The 13,310-nt window shown below is 42.2% G+C and carries 14 protein-coding genes and 1 other annotated feature; of the genes, 5 read left to right on the top strand and 9 right to left on the bottom strand.

Annotated features, from left to right (window positions below):
• Nucleotides 1-154: 154 nt before the first annotated feature.
• The 5 genes from BAA9072_RS21285 to safA form a co-directional block, all read right to left on the bottom strand.
• Nucleotides 155-1,588, bottom strand: a complete 1,434-nt coding sequence (locus tag BAA9072_RS21285) for an alanine/glycine:cation symporter family protein (RefSeq protein WP_201716621.1) — start codon at nucleotides 1,586-1,588, stop codon at nucleotides 155-157.
• Nucleotides 1,589-1,879: 291 nt separating this feature from the next.
• Nucleotides 1,880-3,082, bottom strand: coding sequence for a DUF819 family protein (locus BAA9072_RS21280; protein ID WP_201716620.1), 1,203 nt, complete (start codon nucleotides 3,080-3,082; stop codon nucleotides 1,880-1,882).
• A gap of 209 nt (nucleotides 3,083-3,291) precedes the next feature.
• On the bottom strand, nucleotides 3,292-3,459 hold the full coding sequence (locus tag BAA9072_RS21275; RefSeq protein WP_201716619.1) for a hypothetical protein: 168 nt from the start codon (nucleotides 3,457-3,459) through the stop codon (nucleotides 3,292-3,294).
• 221 nt (nucleotides 3,460-3,680) lie between these two features.
• The gene (locus BAA9072_RS21270) at nucleotides 3,681-4,094 is read right to left on the bottom strand and encodes a CBS domain-containing protein (protein ID WP_201716618.1); all 414 of its coding nucleotides are present in this window, start codon (nucleotides 4,092-4,094) and stop codon (nucleotides 3,681-3,683) included.
• Between the two features lie 143 nt (nucleotides 4,095-4,237).
• Nucleotides 4,238-4,858 carry a SafA/ExsA family spore coat assembly protein gene (gene safA, locus BAA9072_RS21265; protein ID WP_201716617.1) on the bottom strand — a complete coding sequence of 207 codons (621 nt, stop codon included), beginning with the start codon at nucleotides 4,856-4,858 and terminating at the stop codon, nucleotides 4,238-4,240.
• A gap of 165 nt (nucleotides 4,859-5,023) precedes the next feature.
• Here safA and BAA9072_RS21260 point away from each other — a divergent pair, with 165 nt between their 5' ends.
• The 3 genes from BAA9072_RS21260 (at nucleotide 5,024) to BAA9072_RS21250 (ending at nucleotide 6,601) form a co-directional block, all read left to right on the top strand.
• The gene (locus tag BAA9072_RS21260) at nucleotides 5,024-5,173 is read left to right on the top strand and encodes an Lmo0850 family protein (protein ID WP_098351100.1); all 150 of its coding nucleotides are present in this window, start codon (nucleotides 5,024-5,026) and stop codon (nucleotides 5,171-5,173) included.
• Nucleotides 5,174-5,251: 78 nt separating this feature from the next.
• On the top strand, nucleotides 5,252-5,533 hold the full coding sequence (locus tag BAA9072_RS21255; protein WP_230980967.1) for a hypothetical protein: 282 nt from the start codon (nucleotides 5,252-5,254) through the stop codon (nucleotides 5,531-5,533).
• A 168-nt stretch (nucleotides 5,534-5,701) separates the two neighbouring features.
• The gene (locus tag BAA9072_RS21250) at nucleotides 5,702-6,601 is read left to right on the top strand and encodes a diacylglycerol/lipid kinase family protein (RefSeq protein ID WP_201716616.1); all 900 of its coding nucleotides are present in this window, start codon (nucleotides 5,702-5,704) and stop codon (nucleotides 6,599-6,601) included.
• Nucleotides 6,602-6,651: 50 nt separating this feature from the next.
• Here the strand turns inward: BAA9072_RS21250 and BAA9072_RS21245 are convergent, their stop codons facing one another.
• From BAA9072_RS21245 to BAA9072_RS21235, 3 genes are all read right to left on the bottom strand, one after another.
• Nucleotides 6,652-7,233 (bottom strand): YqaA family protein, encoded by a 582-nt coding sequence (locus BAA9072_RS21245; RefSeq protein WP_201716615.1) that lies wholly within the window; start codon nucleotides 7,231-7,233, stop codon nucleotides 6,652-6,654.
• A 202-nt stretch (nucleotides 7,234-7,435) separates the two neighbouring features.
• Nucleotides 7,436-9,124 carry an arginine--tRNA ligase gene (gene argS / locus BAA9072_RS21240; RefSeq protein ID WP_201716614.1) on the bottom strand — a complete coding sequence of 563 codons (1,689 nt, stop codon included), beginning with the start codon at nucleotides 9,122-9,124 and terminating at the stop codon, nucleotides 7,436-7,438.
• A gap of 51 nt (nucleotides 9,125-9,175) precedes the next feature.
• Nucleotides 9,176-9,379, bottom strand: a binding site (T-box leader).
• Between the two features lie 52 nt (nucleotides 9,380-9,431).
• Nucleotides 9,432-10,607, bottom strand: a complete 1,176-nt coding sequence (locus tag BAA9072_RS21235; RefSeq protein WP_201716613.1) for an FtsW/RodA/SpoVE family cell cycle protein — start codon at nucleotides 10,605-10,607, stop codon at nucleotides 9,432-9,434.
• A gap of 525 nt (nucleotides 10,608-11,132) precedes the next feature.
• On the opposite strand from BAA9072_RS21235, the gene BAA9072_RS21230 reads away from it, so the two are divergent.
• Both BAA9072_RS21230 and sfsA read left to right on the top strand, forming a co-directional pair.
• Entirely contained in the window at nucleotides 11,133-11,906 is a 774-nt protein-coding gene (locus BAA9072_RS21230; protein ID WP_230980966.1) for a hypothetical protein, read from the top strand.
• Nucleotides 11,907-11,920: 14 nt separating this feature from the next.
• Nucleotides 11,921-12,646, top strand: coding sequence for a DNA/RNA nuclease SfsA (gene sfsA, locus BAA9072_RS21225; protein ID WP_201716611.1), 726 nt, complete (start codon nucleotides 11,921-11,923; stop codon nucleotides 12,644-12,646).
• A 37-nt stretch (nucleotides 12,647-12,683) separates the two neighbouring features.
• On the opposite strand, the gene BAA9072_RS21220 is transcribed toward sfsA, so the two are convergent.
• Nucleotides 12,684-13,172 carry a BsuPI-related putative proteinase inhibitor gene (locus BAA9072_RS21220; protein ID WP_201716610.1) on the bottom strand — a complete coding sequence of 163 codons (489 nt, stop codon included), beginning with the start codon at nucleotides 13,170-13,172 and terminating at the stop codon, nucleotides 12,684-12,686.
• Nucleotides 13,173-13,310 lie beyond the last annotated feature (138 nt).

The raw sequence follows: 13,310 nt of genomic DNA, 5'->3' as shown, positions 1-13,310 counted from the left end.
TGATTTATATCCAAGATGGCCATCCAGATACTCGGTGACAAGTTTTAGTTTAAATTCCTCACTATATTTAGCCATAAAAACACCCCCAAAAGTTAGTTGTCTACTCTAACTTTTGGGGGTCGATACCCCTGCTGCTCTCTTTTACACTGTTTTTTTATTCATTAGCCGCTTTTTTTGGCATTTCACGTTGTCGTGTTGGCCAGCTTTCAACACCTTTCAATCCAGGAATATCATCAGAATAGAAGACAGGATCCAATCCTTGTCGACGCTGGCTCATATAATTATCTAATGCTTTGATCGCAATCGGGGCAAGAATCCCGATTGCGATTAAGTTCGTAAGGGCCATCAGTGCCATAGAGAAGTCTGCCAGGCTCCAAACGATATCAAGACTTGCGACAGATCCGAAGATTACCATTCCTAACGCGATGAAACGATAGATGAGAAGACCGGTCCTGCTCTTATTGATGAAAGGAAGATTGGCTTCTCCATAATAATAGCTTCCAATGATGGAGCTGAAGGCAAAGGTAAAGATGGCAATCGCCAGGAATATACCAGCCCATGAATTAAAGTGTTCAGACATGGCTGCCTGGGATAGTTCAATTCCCGTCAAACCGGAACCGTAGGCATCTGAAGTTAATATGATAAACGCCGTTGCGGAACAGACGAGAATAGTATCAAAGAATACTCCAAGTGCTTGGATGAACCCCTGTTTAACCGGGTGGGAAACAGATGCCGTAGCGGCAGCATTCGGTGCACTACCCATACCAGCTTCATTGGAGAACAGCCCGCGTTTTACCCCATTCATGATGGCGGCACCTATACCACCACCGACCACTTGTTCAAATCCAAAGGCACTTTTGAAGATAAGCGCGATGACGCCGGGCATTTCAGTGATATTCGTAATGACTACAAATAATGCCAGGACAATGTAAAAGCCGGCCATGATCGGTACGATGAAAGAAGAAAAATTGGCTATACGTTTAACTCCGCCAAAAATGATGAGTGCAGTCAAACCGGCTAATACAATTCCAATTACAAAGGTATTGATACCAAATGAATTACTGAATGCCGTTGCAATGGTATTACTTTGAACGGCATTAAAGGTTGTCCCAAAGGAGAGGATGATGGTGACGGCAAAAATCGAACTCATCCAAGGCTTGCCCAATTGTTTCTTCATATAGTAGCCGGGGCCGCCTTTGAATCCTACCTTATCCTTTTCCTTGTAAATCTGGGCCAATGTACTTTCAACAAAGGCGCTGGCACCTCCGAGAATGGCAACAAGCCACATCCAGAAGACAGCTCCAGGTCCCCCAATTGCTAAGGCAATGGCTACTCCTGCTAAATTACCTGTACCAATTCGAGTACCTGCTCCGATAAAGAATGCCTGCAGGGATGAAATCTGCTTTTCCCCTTCTGCTTCGACAACATCTTTATCACCTAATAATCGAAACATTTCACCTAAGTGGCGAATTTGAACAAATTTAGATCCAATTGTGAAGTATAAACCTAAAATGAGAAGTACACCGATTAAAATATACCCCCACAAGATTGAATTCGCTTCCGTGACTAAATGGTTTAATATGTCCATGATAACCCCCTCGGAAATTTGTGTCGGTTACATGTAATATTATCTGAAAATTACAAATGAAAGTCAAGTTATTATCTGAATATTAAAATATTACCAGTTTGTATTTAGGGGATCGAACTATTTTGTCATAGTAATCAAGGGTTTCTTTCTAGGAGGATGTAAAAGAAATGGCTAATAAAGTTATTGTGATATAGTTTATGACGATAAATTTGAATAATATTTGAGTTGGATAGAACCGATGAAAAATAAAAAACGAACCACTGAGAGATTATCAGTAGTCCGTTTTGAAAGCTAGAGTGTCCTGCTTACCCACTCAGCAATCCAGGCACAGGCAACGGCAGCGTATGTTCCCACTACATTCCCGAGTATTCCCATCAACAGTCCAACTGGAGCAAGTGATGGCTGAAATACTGATGCTACAACTGGTGCCGAGCTCGTTCCGCCGATATTTCCTTGAGAACCTACAGCTACGAAGAAAAGAGGTGCTCTTAATAGACGGGCAACCAAGAAAATAATGATAACATGGATGGCTAACCACACAATTCCCATTGCCACGTATTGAGGGGAATCCCACACATACGCAAGGTCGGCTTTAGCCCCGATTGTTGCGAGCAATAAATAGATGCCTGCGTATCCCATTTTACTTGCCCCATAGTTTTCCAAGGTGCGAACTTTTGTAAAGGAGAAAATGATCCCTACTGCTGATATGATCATAATCGTCCACGTTCCGGCAGAGAGAACATTGGTGACGGGTAACGTTTCAGAAAACTTTCTCACGACATACGCGACTCCGAATCCTAAACCAATGATGGCAGCAAGATAAGGAACTTCGATGGGACGGGCATTTTTACGTTGAATTTCACCCATGTCCTCATTTACCTTACGTATGATCGAGTTATCCGCTTTGTTCCATTTATCGAATTTATGCTGAAAGCCTGCAAGGGCAATCATGATGCCCATCCAGCTATATCCGACAACAGTATCAACCACAATGATTGGTGAAAGGATTTCTTTCGGTGTTCCAGTTGCTTCAATCATGGCGGCCATATTGGCACTTCCGCCAATCCAGCTGCCTGCAAGTGCTGCTACACCAGTCCATGCATCCTCTGGAAGAAACGGTTGGAAGATGGCCAAAGCAATAGGCCCACCGATTACAACACCGAGTGTCCCGGCAAGGAACATCGTAATCGCTTTAGGACCAAGTTTCAAAGTCGCAGGAACATTCGCTGAGAGAAGCAGCAATAGTAATCCCACGGGCAATATGTAGGCCGATGTAAAGTCATAAAGAGATGACTGATCCGGAATGATCCCAAACGTTGTAGACAACATTGGGAGAAAATATGTCCAGATTAATGGAGGGGCATAGTGGAAGAATTTCTGTAAGAAAGTATTCTTCGACTCCCCAAGAATAAATACAAGACCCACTAAAGCAGCCAAATAAGAGAAAATGGCCATAGAGTCTTGAATAAGGACAGTGTCAAAACGCCACCACATAGTAAAACCTCCTAAGAATTTATAACAAGGTTTACTATAACATTGAAAACGCTTACGAGTTAGAATTTTAATAAGTGCTAATCTTTAGGTAATACAGACGGAATGAAGGGGGAGTCCTTCTTTTTCTCAAAAAAAAAGCCATAAAAACTCATGGCAACAGTTCGATCTTCGATATGAATTAGATATAAAAAAGTGCAGCGGTAAATCGATTAATAAAAATTCCAAAATCCTAACACAAATAATAAAATACCAGTAATCATTGAAATCCCAAATAACATAAACAAGAAATCAAAAATGCTGTCGGCGAAGACTTTTTTGCGGGTCTCACGTTTGAAATGACGAACTTCCTTACGGTACGATCGTGCAGCACGACTCATACAAAAACCTCCTCCATCATTAACACCATTTGCATTCATCACTAATTCGTCACAAAACAAGAAAATCCTCCCTCAATATGAAAAAAATGACGATATACCCATCTCTTCGACATCATTAGCAGATTGGAGGGACGGACCTCGGTTTACACACCAAAATAAGAGGCTGTATCAGCCTCTTATTCGGTAAAAGAAAGCTTTGAAGTTCTTGCCCTAAAGCTTTGTTAGCGAAGGTGATTCTGAGAGATCCCGCTTAGGGCGTTTCCGGCACTTTGATCGGATTTCTGCTGTACTGCCAAATCCCCCAAAGCCAGCATCCCGACAAGATGTCCGTTTTCCACAACCGGCAAACGGCGCACCTGGTGCTGGGACATTAAGGCTGATGCCTCTTCGGCAGAAGCATCCGGAGATATGGTCACAACCTGCTGTGACATAACCTGAGAGACATTTCCTTGTGCACCTTGATTCAGTCCACGAGTCGCAATGTCACGATCTGTTATCATACCGACAACCTGCCCGTTTTCAACAACAGGAACGGAACCAACGTTTCTGGAACTCATTTTAGAAGCTACGCTCTCCAGTGAATCCGAATTAGAAGCTGCTTCAACATTTGTCGACATAATATCACGTACTTGCATGTAAAATTCCCCCTTGATCATAATGGCAGTACACGTTTATTATCTGACGTAGCCGCAAGACTTATTCTTAAGATAAATTTCCAATTTTAATTGTGGATGTGCTCATTTCATGCCGGAGGGACGGACCTTTAGCATTCGAATGTTTATTTTGACAAAAACAACTGAGTCCAGTACGTCCCATAAGCTCCGCCTTTTGCATATCCCACACCAGTATGAGTAAAGGTATGGTTGAGAATGTTCTTCCGGTGAACAGGACTGTCCATCCATTCCCTCACAACTTCTTCTGGACTCACTTGACCGGCAGCAATATTTTCAGCAGTGTGCCTGTATGGAATGTGGAATTTCCTCAACATATCAGAGGGAGATCCATATATCGGGCTTCTGTGAGAGAAGTACCCGACATCTCTCATATTACGGGACTTATAAAGGGCTGCAAGAGTAAGTTTCCTATCGATCTGAAACGGTGGAAGTCCGTGTTTTTGCCGTTCCAGATTTGTTAACTCCGTGACTTGGTTTTCGAATGAGTTTTCAAATCTATAACTTGGAATTCTAATATTTTGACCCGGATAAATGATATCTGGATCCGTCACCTGAGGGTTTGCGCTAATCATTTCAGCCAATCCAAGTTGAAGCTTCCTGGAAATGGTCCAAAGAGTATCTCCTTTTTTTACAGTGTACGTACTTTCAGCGCTTGTAATAGGTAGACCAAATAGACTAAAGATAAGAGACGATACAATCAGTAAGAGGAGTAATTTAGTCTTCATGTGTATAAATTGTGTAATTCGAAACAATTTATTCTTTTGAAATGTGTAAAAATAGGATTATCGTTTCATTTTTAGGGAAAAGGGAAACCATATCAGATTTAGTGAAACCTTTTACAGGTTCAAACGTACAAATAGGTAACGATATTTTAAAAAGAGGTGAATAACGTGGTAAAGGAGAACGATCGCTTTAAAAAAGTGATAACGAAATTGTCGAACGTCGGTGTTAATATTTCAAAAACGAAATCAAGACGGGAAATTCTTCATTCACTAAAGCAGTATCAACCATTACCTAAGACGTTAACACAAGATTCATAAACAGCTCGAATTGTTGGACAGACATATTTCCCCTTTCTCACCGATATACTATAGGTAAGGTGAAGAGGAGGGGTAGGCATGGAGAGAATGATGTTTGATCTACAGGCATTAAAGGAAATCAGAAAGAAGGCAGATGAAATTTCATACTATTGTATGAGCCGGGATCAGCCCGATCCTCATCGTGTGAGCATGGCTTTAGATCAGGTGTGTCGTGCCTTGGCAATGTTTGCGGAAATGGAACTTCATCGTATGCAGAATCAGCATATTCCTTATGATCCCCAAAGCTATATCAAGGGTCGTCTTGGAATTGCCTATCGTACTGTAATCCAAGTCCCTCAGGAAGATTCCAATACAGCATAGTAAAAGAGGTTGACCCAAGATTCATGGGATTCTACGCCAAGAATCAAACAATAATAAATCACTTTGAAAGCACATGGCCTGGTCCTATAAGGATGATAACCACTCATCGTTTTGGGTCAGCCTCTTTTTATTTACTACACAAAATCTATAAGCGAGGTGACGAAATTCATGGCGAGATTTTCGAATATATTACTTATATGCAATGGCAAGGCAGGTCAAGGGACTCTCGAGGTCCTGCTGAAGGATGCTGTCCCTCCCTTATTGGATATCTGCACAAATCTAATCATTCACAAAACAAAAGAAAAAGGCGATGCCGAGAGAGTCTGTAAGGAGTCCGGCAGTCGATATGAGTTAGTTGTGATCATGGGAGGGGATGGTACGATCCATGAATCCATCAATGGGCTCTCTGTTCTCGAAGAGCGTCCGTTGGTTGCCATTCTTCCTGGAGGGACCTGTAATGATTTTGCCCGTTCTTTATATATCCCCATGGATATTGGACAAGCCGTCAGCCTCATAACCGATCGTCCTTTCGAACAGGATATTGACATTGTCAAAGCAGGTAAGAGGTATTTCAGTAATTTTTGGGGAACAGGACTGGTTTCCCAGACGAGCGACAATATTGATATGGGATCCAAGAGCGTGCTCGGGAAACTAAGCTATTATATTAGTGCCTTCCAATCGATTAAGGATTCCCCTATTCTAAGTGTGAAGGTTACGACGGAAAAGGAGACAGTGGAAGAAGACGTTGTCATGCTATTGGTTGCCAACGGTCGTTCCATCGGTTCCAACCCATTGCCGAACTGCATCAATATGGACGACGGGTTGATGGATCTCTATTTTGTGAAGAAAAGTGGATTTCCATTGTTGAAGGAATTTCTCGTCATCAAAAGTACGGGCAATATCAGTGAGGAATATGATGATATTATGCACATTCAGGCAAAAAAAGCCCATATTGAACTGGGGCAAAATGAGAAGCTTGATATGGACGGGGAATTATATGAAGGAAGCAGACAGTCTCTTGAAGTGTTACAGAAGCACCTGCGTTTTGTAGTGGGTTCTATCGAATAAAAAGGAGCATGGGGAATGAATTTCATTCCCCATGCTCCTTTTTTAACTAGTCAAGGAGTTCGTTTCTTCTTTTTGATGACTAGATAGACAAGATATACAGCAATCAACACTCCGCCTGCTGCAAGGGTAAGGAATGTAAAGTTTTCCTCGATAAAAGGTTTTGCTTTTGCCCCGAGTGTCAGGATGATTGCTCCTTCCAGGAAGAAACGGATCCCTCTGCCGATAATCGACCAAATCACTAATACCCGGATCTTCACACCGGATACCCCCGCGAAAATCGTGAAAATCTTATATGGGACCGGTGTGAGGCCGGCAATCAGTAGGGCCATGGGTCCGAATTTCGTAAAGTATTCTTCTACTTTTTGTATTCGGGATTCTGAGAATAATCGCACAAGAATCGGGCGTCCGAGCTTTCTCCCAATCAACCACCCCAAAAGGGCACCGATGACGGAAGCGACCGTCGTATAAAATGCATAAAGCAATGCGCTTTCAGGGTTGGCAATCGCTAATGGAATCAGTATCACATCAGGCGGGATGGGAAAGAAAGATGAATCTGCGAATGAAACAAGAATCAGTCCCCATACACCATAATCCAATAACCAGGCTTCGAACGTGTGAAGTAGTTCAGACATTTGGAATCTCCTTTATGAATAAAGCATTGTTTTCAAATTTAATAGAACATAAGAAAGTATATCACTTTTCATAAAGGGAGTCATGAAATATCCTATACGTATCTCACTTCAAGTACAGAACTATAAATGATTGAAAATAAGTGAACGAACTTATCGAAATATATCTATTTCTCGGGAAATAGTGACAGAATTCTCTAGGGTTCTACATTTCGGAAGGGGCTTTCATTCCGAGTAACCGCAACCCCTCGTCAAGGACAATCCCAACGGCATGAACCAATGCAAGACGTGAGTTTTGTTCGTTGTCATTTAATATGATTTTCGTTTTACCATAATAACGATTGAAGCTTTGTGCTGTGTCGACTAGATACTTTGCGATGACGGATGGAGCATATTGCTGCCATGCTTTTTCAATGATCTCCGGAAATAGTCGCAGTTGCTTTATCACTTCCCAGCTTTCGGCATCTTCAAGACCGTCAAATGTCAGTGGACCTAACTCTCCTGCTTTTCTGAGAAGAGACTGTGCTCTGGCATATGTGTATTGAATATAAGGGCCGGTCTCACCTTCGAAGGTAAGCATATGTTCCAAAGAGAAGTCTATATCATTGAGCCGATCATTTTTCAGGTCATGGAAAATGATTGCCCCGACACCGACATCTCTTGCAACAGCGTAAGCATCTTTTAAGTCGGGGTTTTTCTGCTTAATGTTTTCTTCTGCCATTTTGATTGCTTCGTGAAGCACTTCTTCAAGAAGGATGACTCTGCCTTTTCGTGTAGACATCTTCTTCCCATCCTTTAGATACAGACCAAACGGAATATGTTTCATTTCATTCGCCCAATCGTACCCGAGCTTTTTCAGTACATTCATCACTTGCTTGAAATGGATGGTTTGTTCCTGTCCAACGATATAAAGGGCTTCATCAAAGGCATATTGACGGTGACGATAGAGGGCAGCGGCCAGGTCCCTGGTGGCATAAAGAGTGGCTCCATCCGATTTTTTAATCAGGCAGGGAGGCAGATTCCCATCATCCATACGAACGACCTGAGCCCCTTGGGATTCTTCAAGAAGATGTTGTTCCTGAAGCAATGTCACGACTTCTTCCATTTTGTCATTGAAAAACGCTTCCCCATTATATGAATGGAACTCCACGCCAAGTAATGAGTAAATCGTTTTAAAGGCTTCCAGTGATTCGTCCTTAAACCATTTCCATAGCTCCGTAACTTCTTCATCCCCATCTTCCAGAAGCTTAAAAGCTCTTCTCCCTTCTTCTTCGAGGGAGGGGTCGTTTTCTGCCTCCTCATGAAACTTTTTATAGAGAACGAACAATTCGGCAATGGGATTATCTTTAACCATTTCGGGATCCCCCCACTTTTTGAACGCAACGATCAGCTTCCCAAATTGCGTACCCCAGTCCCCGATATAATTGATTTTCTCGGTAGTATAGCCGCATTTACCGGCGATGGTAGCGATGGCATTACCGATGACAGTCGAACGGAGGTGCCCCATGGAGAACGGTTTGGCGATGTTGGGAGAAGACATGTCTAATACAACGGTTCTATTTTCTCCGAAGGTGTGGGTTCCATAATCTTTTCCTTTTTCCAATATACCTGAAACGATTTCCTGTCCTGCTTTTAAACCATCGAAATGAATATTGACATAAGGTCCAACTGCCGCCACCTTGGAAAAAAGAGGGGAAGACATTGTGGCGGCAAATTCATTGGCGATTTGTGCAGGAGCTTTCTTCAGAGTTTTCCCCAATTGAAAACAAGGGAAGGCCAAATCTCCCAAATGACTATGCTTTGGAGTTTCGATCAGGTCGTAGAGATCTTTCTCGCTCCAATCTGACAAGAGCTGTGACTTTAATTCATGGGCTAATATTGATTTTAAATCCAACTTGTTACACCTCCATTAGTATGAAACACAAAAAAACCCGCCTCTATCTAACATAGAGACGAGTTTAGCTCGCGGTACCACTCTTATTCCCAATAAGGACACTCATTGTATAACGGGAGATCCCGGTTTTCCCCTACTGATTTCAAGAAAAACTTCTCGGAAGTGCGGTTCATCCTTGGCTTCACACCGGGCTTCCACCATCCCCGGCTCGCTTTTGATTCACGTCAGGATTACTCTCTTCTTCATAGAATATTCGATATCTAATTACTATTATTTTACACATCCTCAGGATGAATGCAACCTGTAATTAAGAATCTTCCGAAGAAAACATATACGTTTTATGGTGAAACCTCATACTGAACACAAGTCCGAGGGCAAGCATATTCCCCATGAGGGAGCTTCCTCCATAACTGATGAATGGAAGCGGAATACCAGTGATCGGAAGTAATTGAATCGTCATTCCGATATTCTGGAAAACATGGAACGTAATCATACTGATAATCCCTGCACAAACATAAGCGTTGAAGGGTTCTTTTGTGTCCAGAGCCGTTTTGGTTAAATGGTAGATCAACAGGAAGTATAAGCTGATGACGACACTTGCGCCAATAAACCCGTACTCTTCACCAATGACACTGAATATAAAGTCGGTATGATTTTCCGGGATATACACTTCCCGATCGCTGTAGCCTTTTCCGAAAATCTGACCGGATCCAATGGCGTTAAGGGAATTGATTAAGTGAAACCCTTCTAATTTGGCGTAGTTATACGGGTCAAGCCACGCATAAATACGTCCGAATTGATAGGGCTTTACGTTTAAGTACTTTTCCAATAATTGAGGTGCCCATATCACCAGTGAAAGGATGCCCGCACCTAATACTCCAATAGAAGCATAGATAGGCACAATCAGCTTCCACGTAATACCTGAAACGAGGATGATTCCCGTCATGATGGCTAATATGACCAGTGATGTTCCTAAATCCGGCTGTTGCATGATGAAAGCAAGGGGAACAAGGGTCGTCAAGCCGATCTTAAGCAATAACTGAAAGTCTGTCTGAACTGTTTTCCTTAGATTAAGTTCATGATGATTGGTAATGACGCGTGCAAGAGCAAGGATTAAAAAGGTCTTCATGAATTCTGAAGGCTGTATAGATCCAAGAGGCCCCAGCATGAACCAGCTCTTTGCTCCATTCCGATGAGGTGCGATGCTTTCCGGTGAAATCAATAATAAAACGAGCAGGAAAATTCCTGCACCGTATATGTACCAGGCAAGCCGCTTATACTGGTCCGAGTCCAGGAATAACGCTGCTCCGATAATGATTCCACCCACTACGTACCAAAATGCCTGTCTAATGACAAAGTTAGTCCCATATTGCCCTGAGGTCTGGGCACTGCTGATTCCCATTGCACTAACAATAAAAAACAGCATTAATAAAAAGAGAAGACCCCAATCAATCTTATCAGCAAACCGCTGGCGAGTTTCCATATTCTTTTCACCTGAATTTCTAAAGATTTCACCTTCCTAGTCTAATAGAAATGAAGGGAAATTTCTACTCATGGCCGGAGAATTTACAGAACTTCTGTCGGTATATAACAGGTACTTAAGCGCATTGAGGGAAATAATTCATTGGAAATGTTGTTAACAGAAGGGCTAGTGGGAAAAATAGAGAAAAAAGATTCCATTTATTACATATTTGAGGTAGGCATTTAATATTGAAATTGGTTTCATTTATTTATGGGTTGATTAGAAGCTAATATCGACGCTTGATACGTTGAATAGGGGTTATGGAAACCAAACTATTTAATAGTGGTCTCTATAAATATATGTGTAACAGTCTTTGGGTAGTAGTGTAAATCAAGCCTCTAGTACTGAAATATGACTATTTTCGACAATTCCCTGCGACTTTTGTCATCATTTTGAAATGAAATAGAAAAGAACAAGTGTGTCCTTTATTTGATAAAATAGAAAATAGTAACTGTGCACCGTGTTAATCAGATGGAGGGAATGTTCTTGAAGGCAAATAATCAAGTTAAAGATATCATCTATGTTCACAAGAATCCGGATCGTCAGTATGTCGTTTCTTACGGCATTCATTTCAATGAATTTGCTATGAATGCCCGTAAACCCTTAAGGAACATACTTTTAATTAAGCATCAATACGAACATGGTGCATTCAATATACATACCCATATGGAATATGTAGAACAGGACGAAATGAAGAAGATCATGAATGACGGGGTTCAAAGCTACGGCGACTTCTGCTGGATCGATTTTGATGAAGAAGTCGGGGTCGATGAGTTGAACGGACAGGAAATCGCAGAACTCCTTTATATGGGACATATTAAGCAGCCGTTAAACCCTCCCTTTTATTCCAAGTTAAATAATCGCTATGCCTATCTCTCCCATGATGACGGTTGGTTCAATAAGGTTTATTACCGGGACTTTGAGGATTTTGATCATATGCTGGGAGCGACCCTTTCTTCAAAGCTTAGTACGATCAAGGGCGGAAAAGGCCTATTCGGTATGAAAAAGGAGAACCCCTATCCCGTAATCGGAAAGGGAGTCATCCATTCCTTCGAAGACAAATTAAAAGAAGGGATGGTCATATCCCTTGAAAAAGCAATACTAAGCAGAGGTAAAATCGAGATACCCATTTGGGTGATAGGTGATTACTATGACATGGATGAGATGGTGGAGGATTATAAGCAGATCCGTAAATCACCTGCGAACGGCCTGTTATCGTATGACCGCAAAACGAAGAGCTGGAGTGCTCTGCTTAAATGAGGGGGCGTGAAGTCTTGGCAGCTATACAATTTCATGACACCCTGGTTCAAGGGGTCTTTCTCGAACGGCTCAACCGGTTTGTGTTGGAGTGTGAACTTCCTTCAGGTTCAAAAGAAAAAGTCCATTTACCCGATCCCGGCAGATTGAAGGACTTGCTGGTTCCGGGTGGTCCAATCTGGCTCCAGGAATCCAAGGATCCCAAAAGGAAAACGAAATGGTCAGCAGTCATGACCCATGATTCCGTGAACGATATCTATGTCTCGTTAAATACTCAATTTCCTAACAGGTTGGCACTGGAAGCTTTACAGCTGGAAATGATTGATGAGCTAAAGGAATGGCACCTGGATAAAGCCGAGTTTAAGGTGGGAAGCTCCCGGTTTGACTTCCTGCTCTCTCATAAAGAAAAAGATGAAAAGTTACTACTCGAAGTGAAAAGTGTCACCATGGTCGAGGGCGGAACAGGGAAATTCCCCGATGCCGTCACGGTAAGAGGGGCGAGGCATGTAGAGGAACTGACCTATTTACAAAAGAATGACAGCTATCAAACAGCAGTCTTATTTATTGCCCAGCGATCAGATTTACGGGAAATCACTTCTGCTCCTGAAATCGATCCCCATTTTGCACGGGTCATGGAAGAAGCTGCACGCCACGGTGTCTGGTTTTTCGGGAGAAGCTGCACCGTGACACCTGAGCGTATCTCCCTCAATGGCCCCATCCCTGTTTACACCAAAAAGGATTAGTCCCACAATGCCTGTGGAACTAATCCTTTTTTAATCTCTATTGTATTTGTACGTCAGTCGTCGCTTTATAAGTTTGATCCCCCTTGGCAGTCATCCAGACCGTCAATGTATATGATCCGCTTTCGAGGGGAGGCAGGACTATTTTCTGAGAAAATTCTTCTCCTTGCTTCACAGTGATTTCCTGTATCGCCTGGGTATACATTTTATTCTTACTATCCTTATATACCACTTCGCCTTTAGCGTTTCGAAGTTCGAAGTCGATCGTCTGACCGGAAGAGAACTTAAAGGTTTTCTCCTGCTCCGTTTGATTTTTCACTGTATATATATAAACGTTCTGACTATCTGCATCTTGTTTTGTTAATGAAGGTTCCATTTCGCCTGCGACAATTCCTTTCTGTACAGAAATATCCTCACCATCTCCTCGGTCTGTCCCATTTTTCGTCGGCTCGCTGCCATTTTCATCAGTCGTTCCACAACCGGCCATTCCTGCCATAAGAATGATTATGATCATCATCAATCGCTTCACGTTAAAGTCACCTCCTTACCGTATTAGACAGTGGTTGATTCAAAAGGTTACAAGTCCTATTGAATATGAGTAAGAAGACATGGTTTGAATGTGCTTCTATGTTTATTTTCTGCCGATATAAGCGCATTAATTGATATA

The organism is Rossellomorea arthrocnemi, assembly GCF_904424705.1.
Lineage (GTDB): Bacteria > Bacillota > Bacilli > Bacillales > Bacillaceae_B > Rossellomorea > Rossellomorea arthrocnemi.
This window is presented reverse-complemented; position numbering and strand designations above follow the sequence as displayed.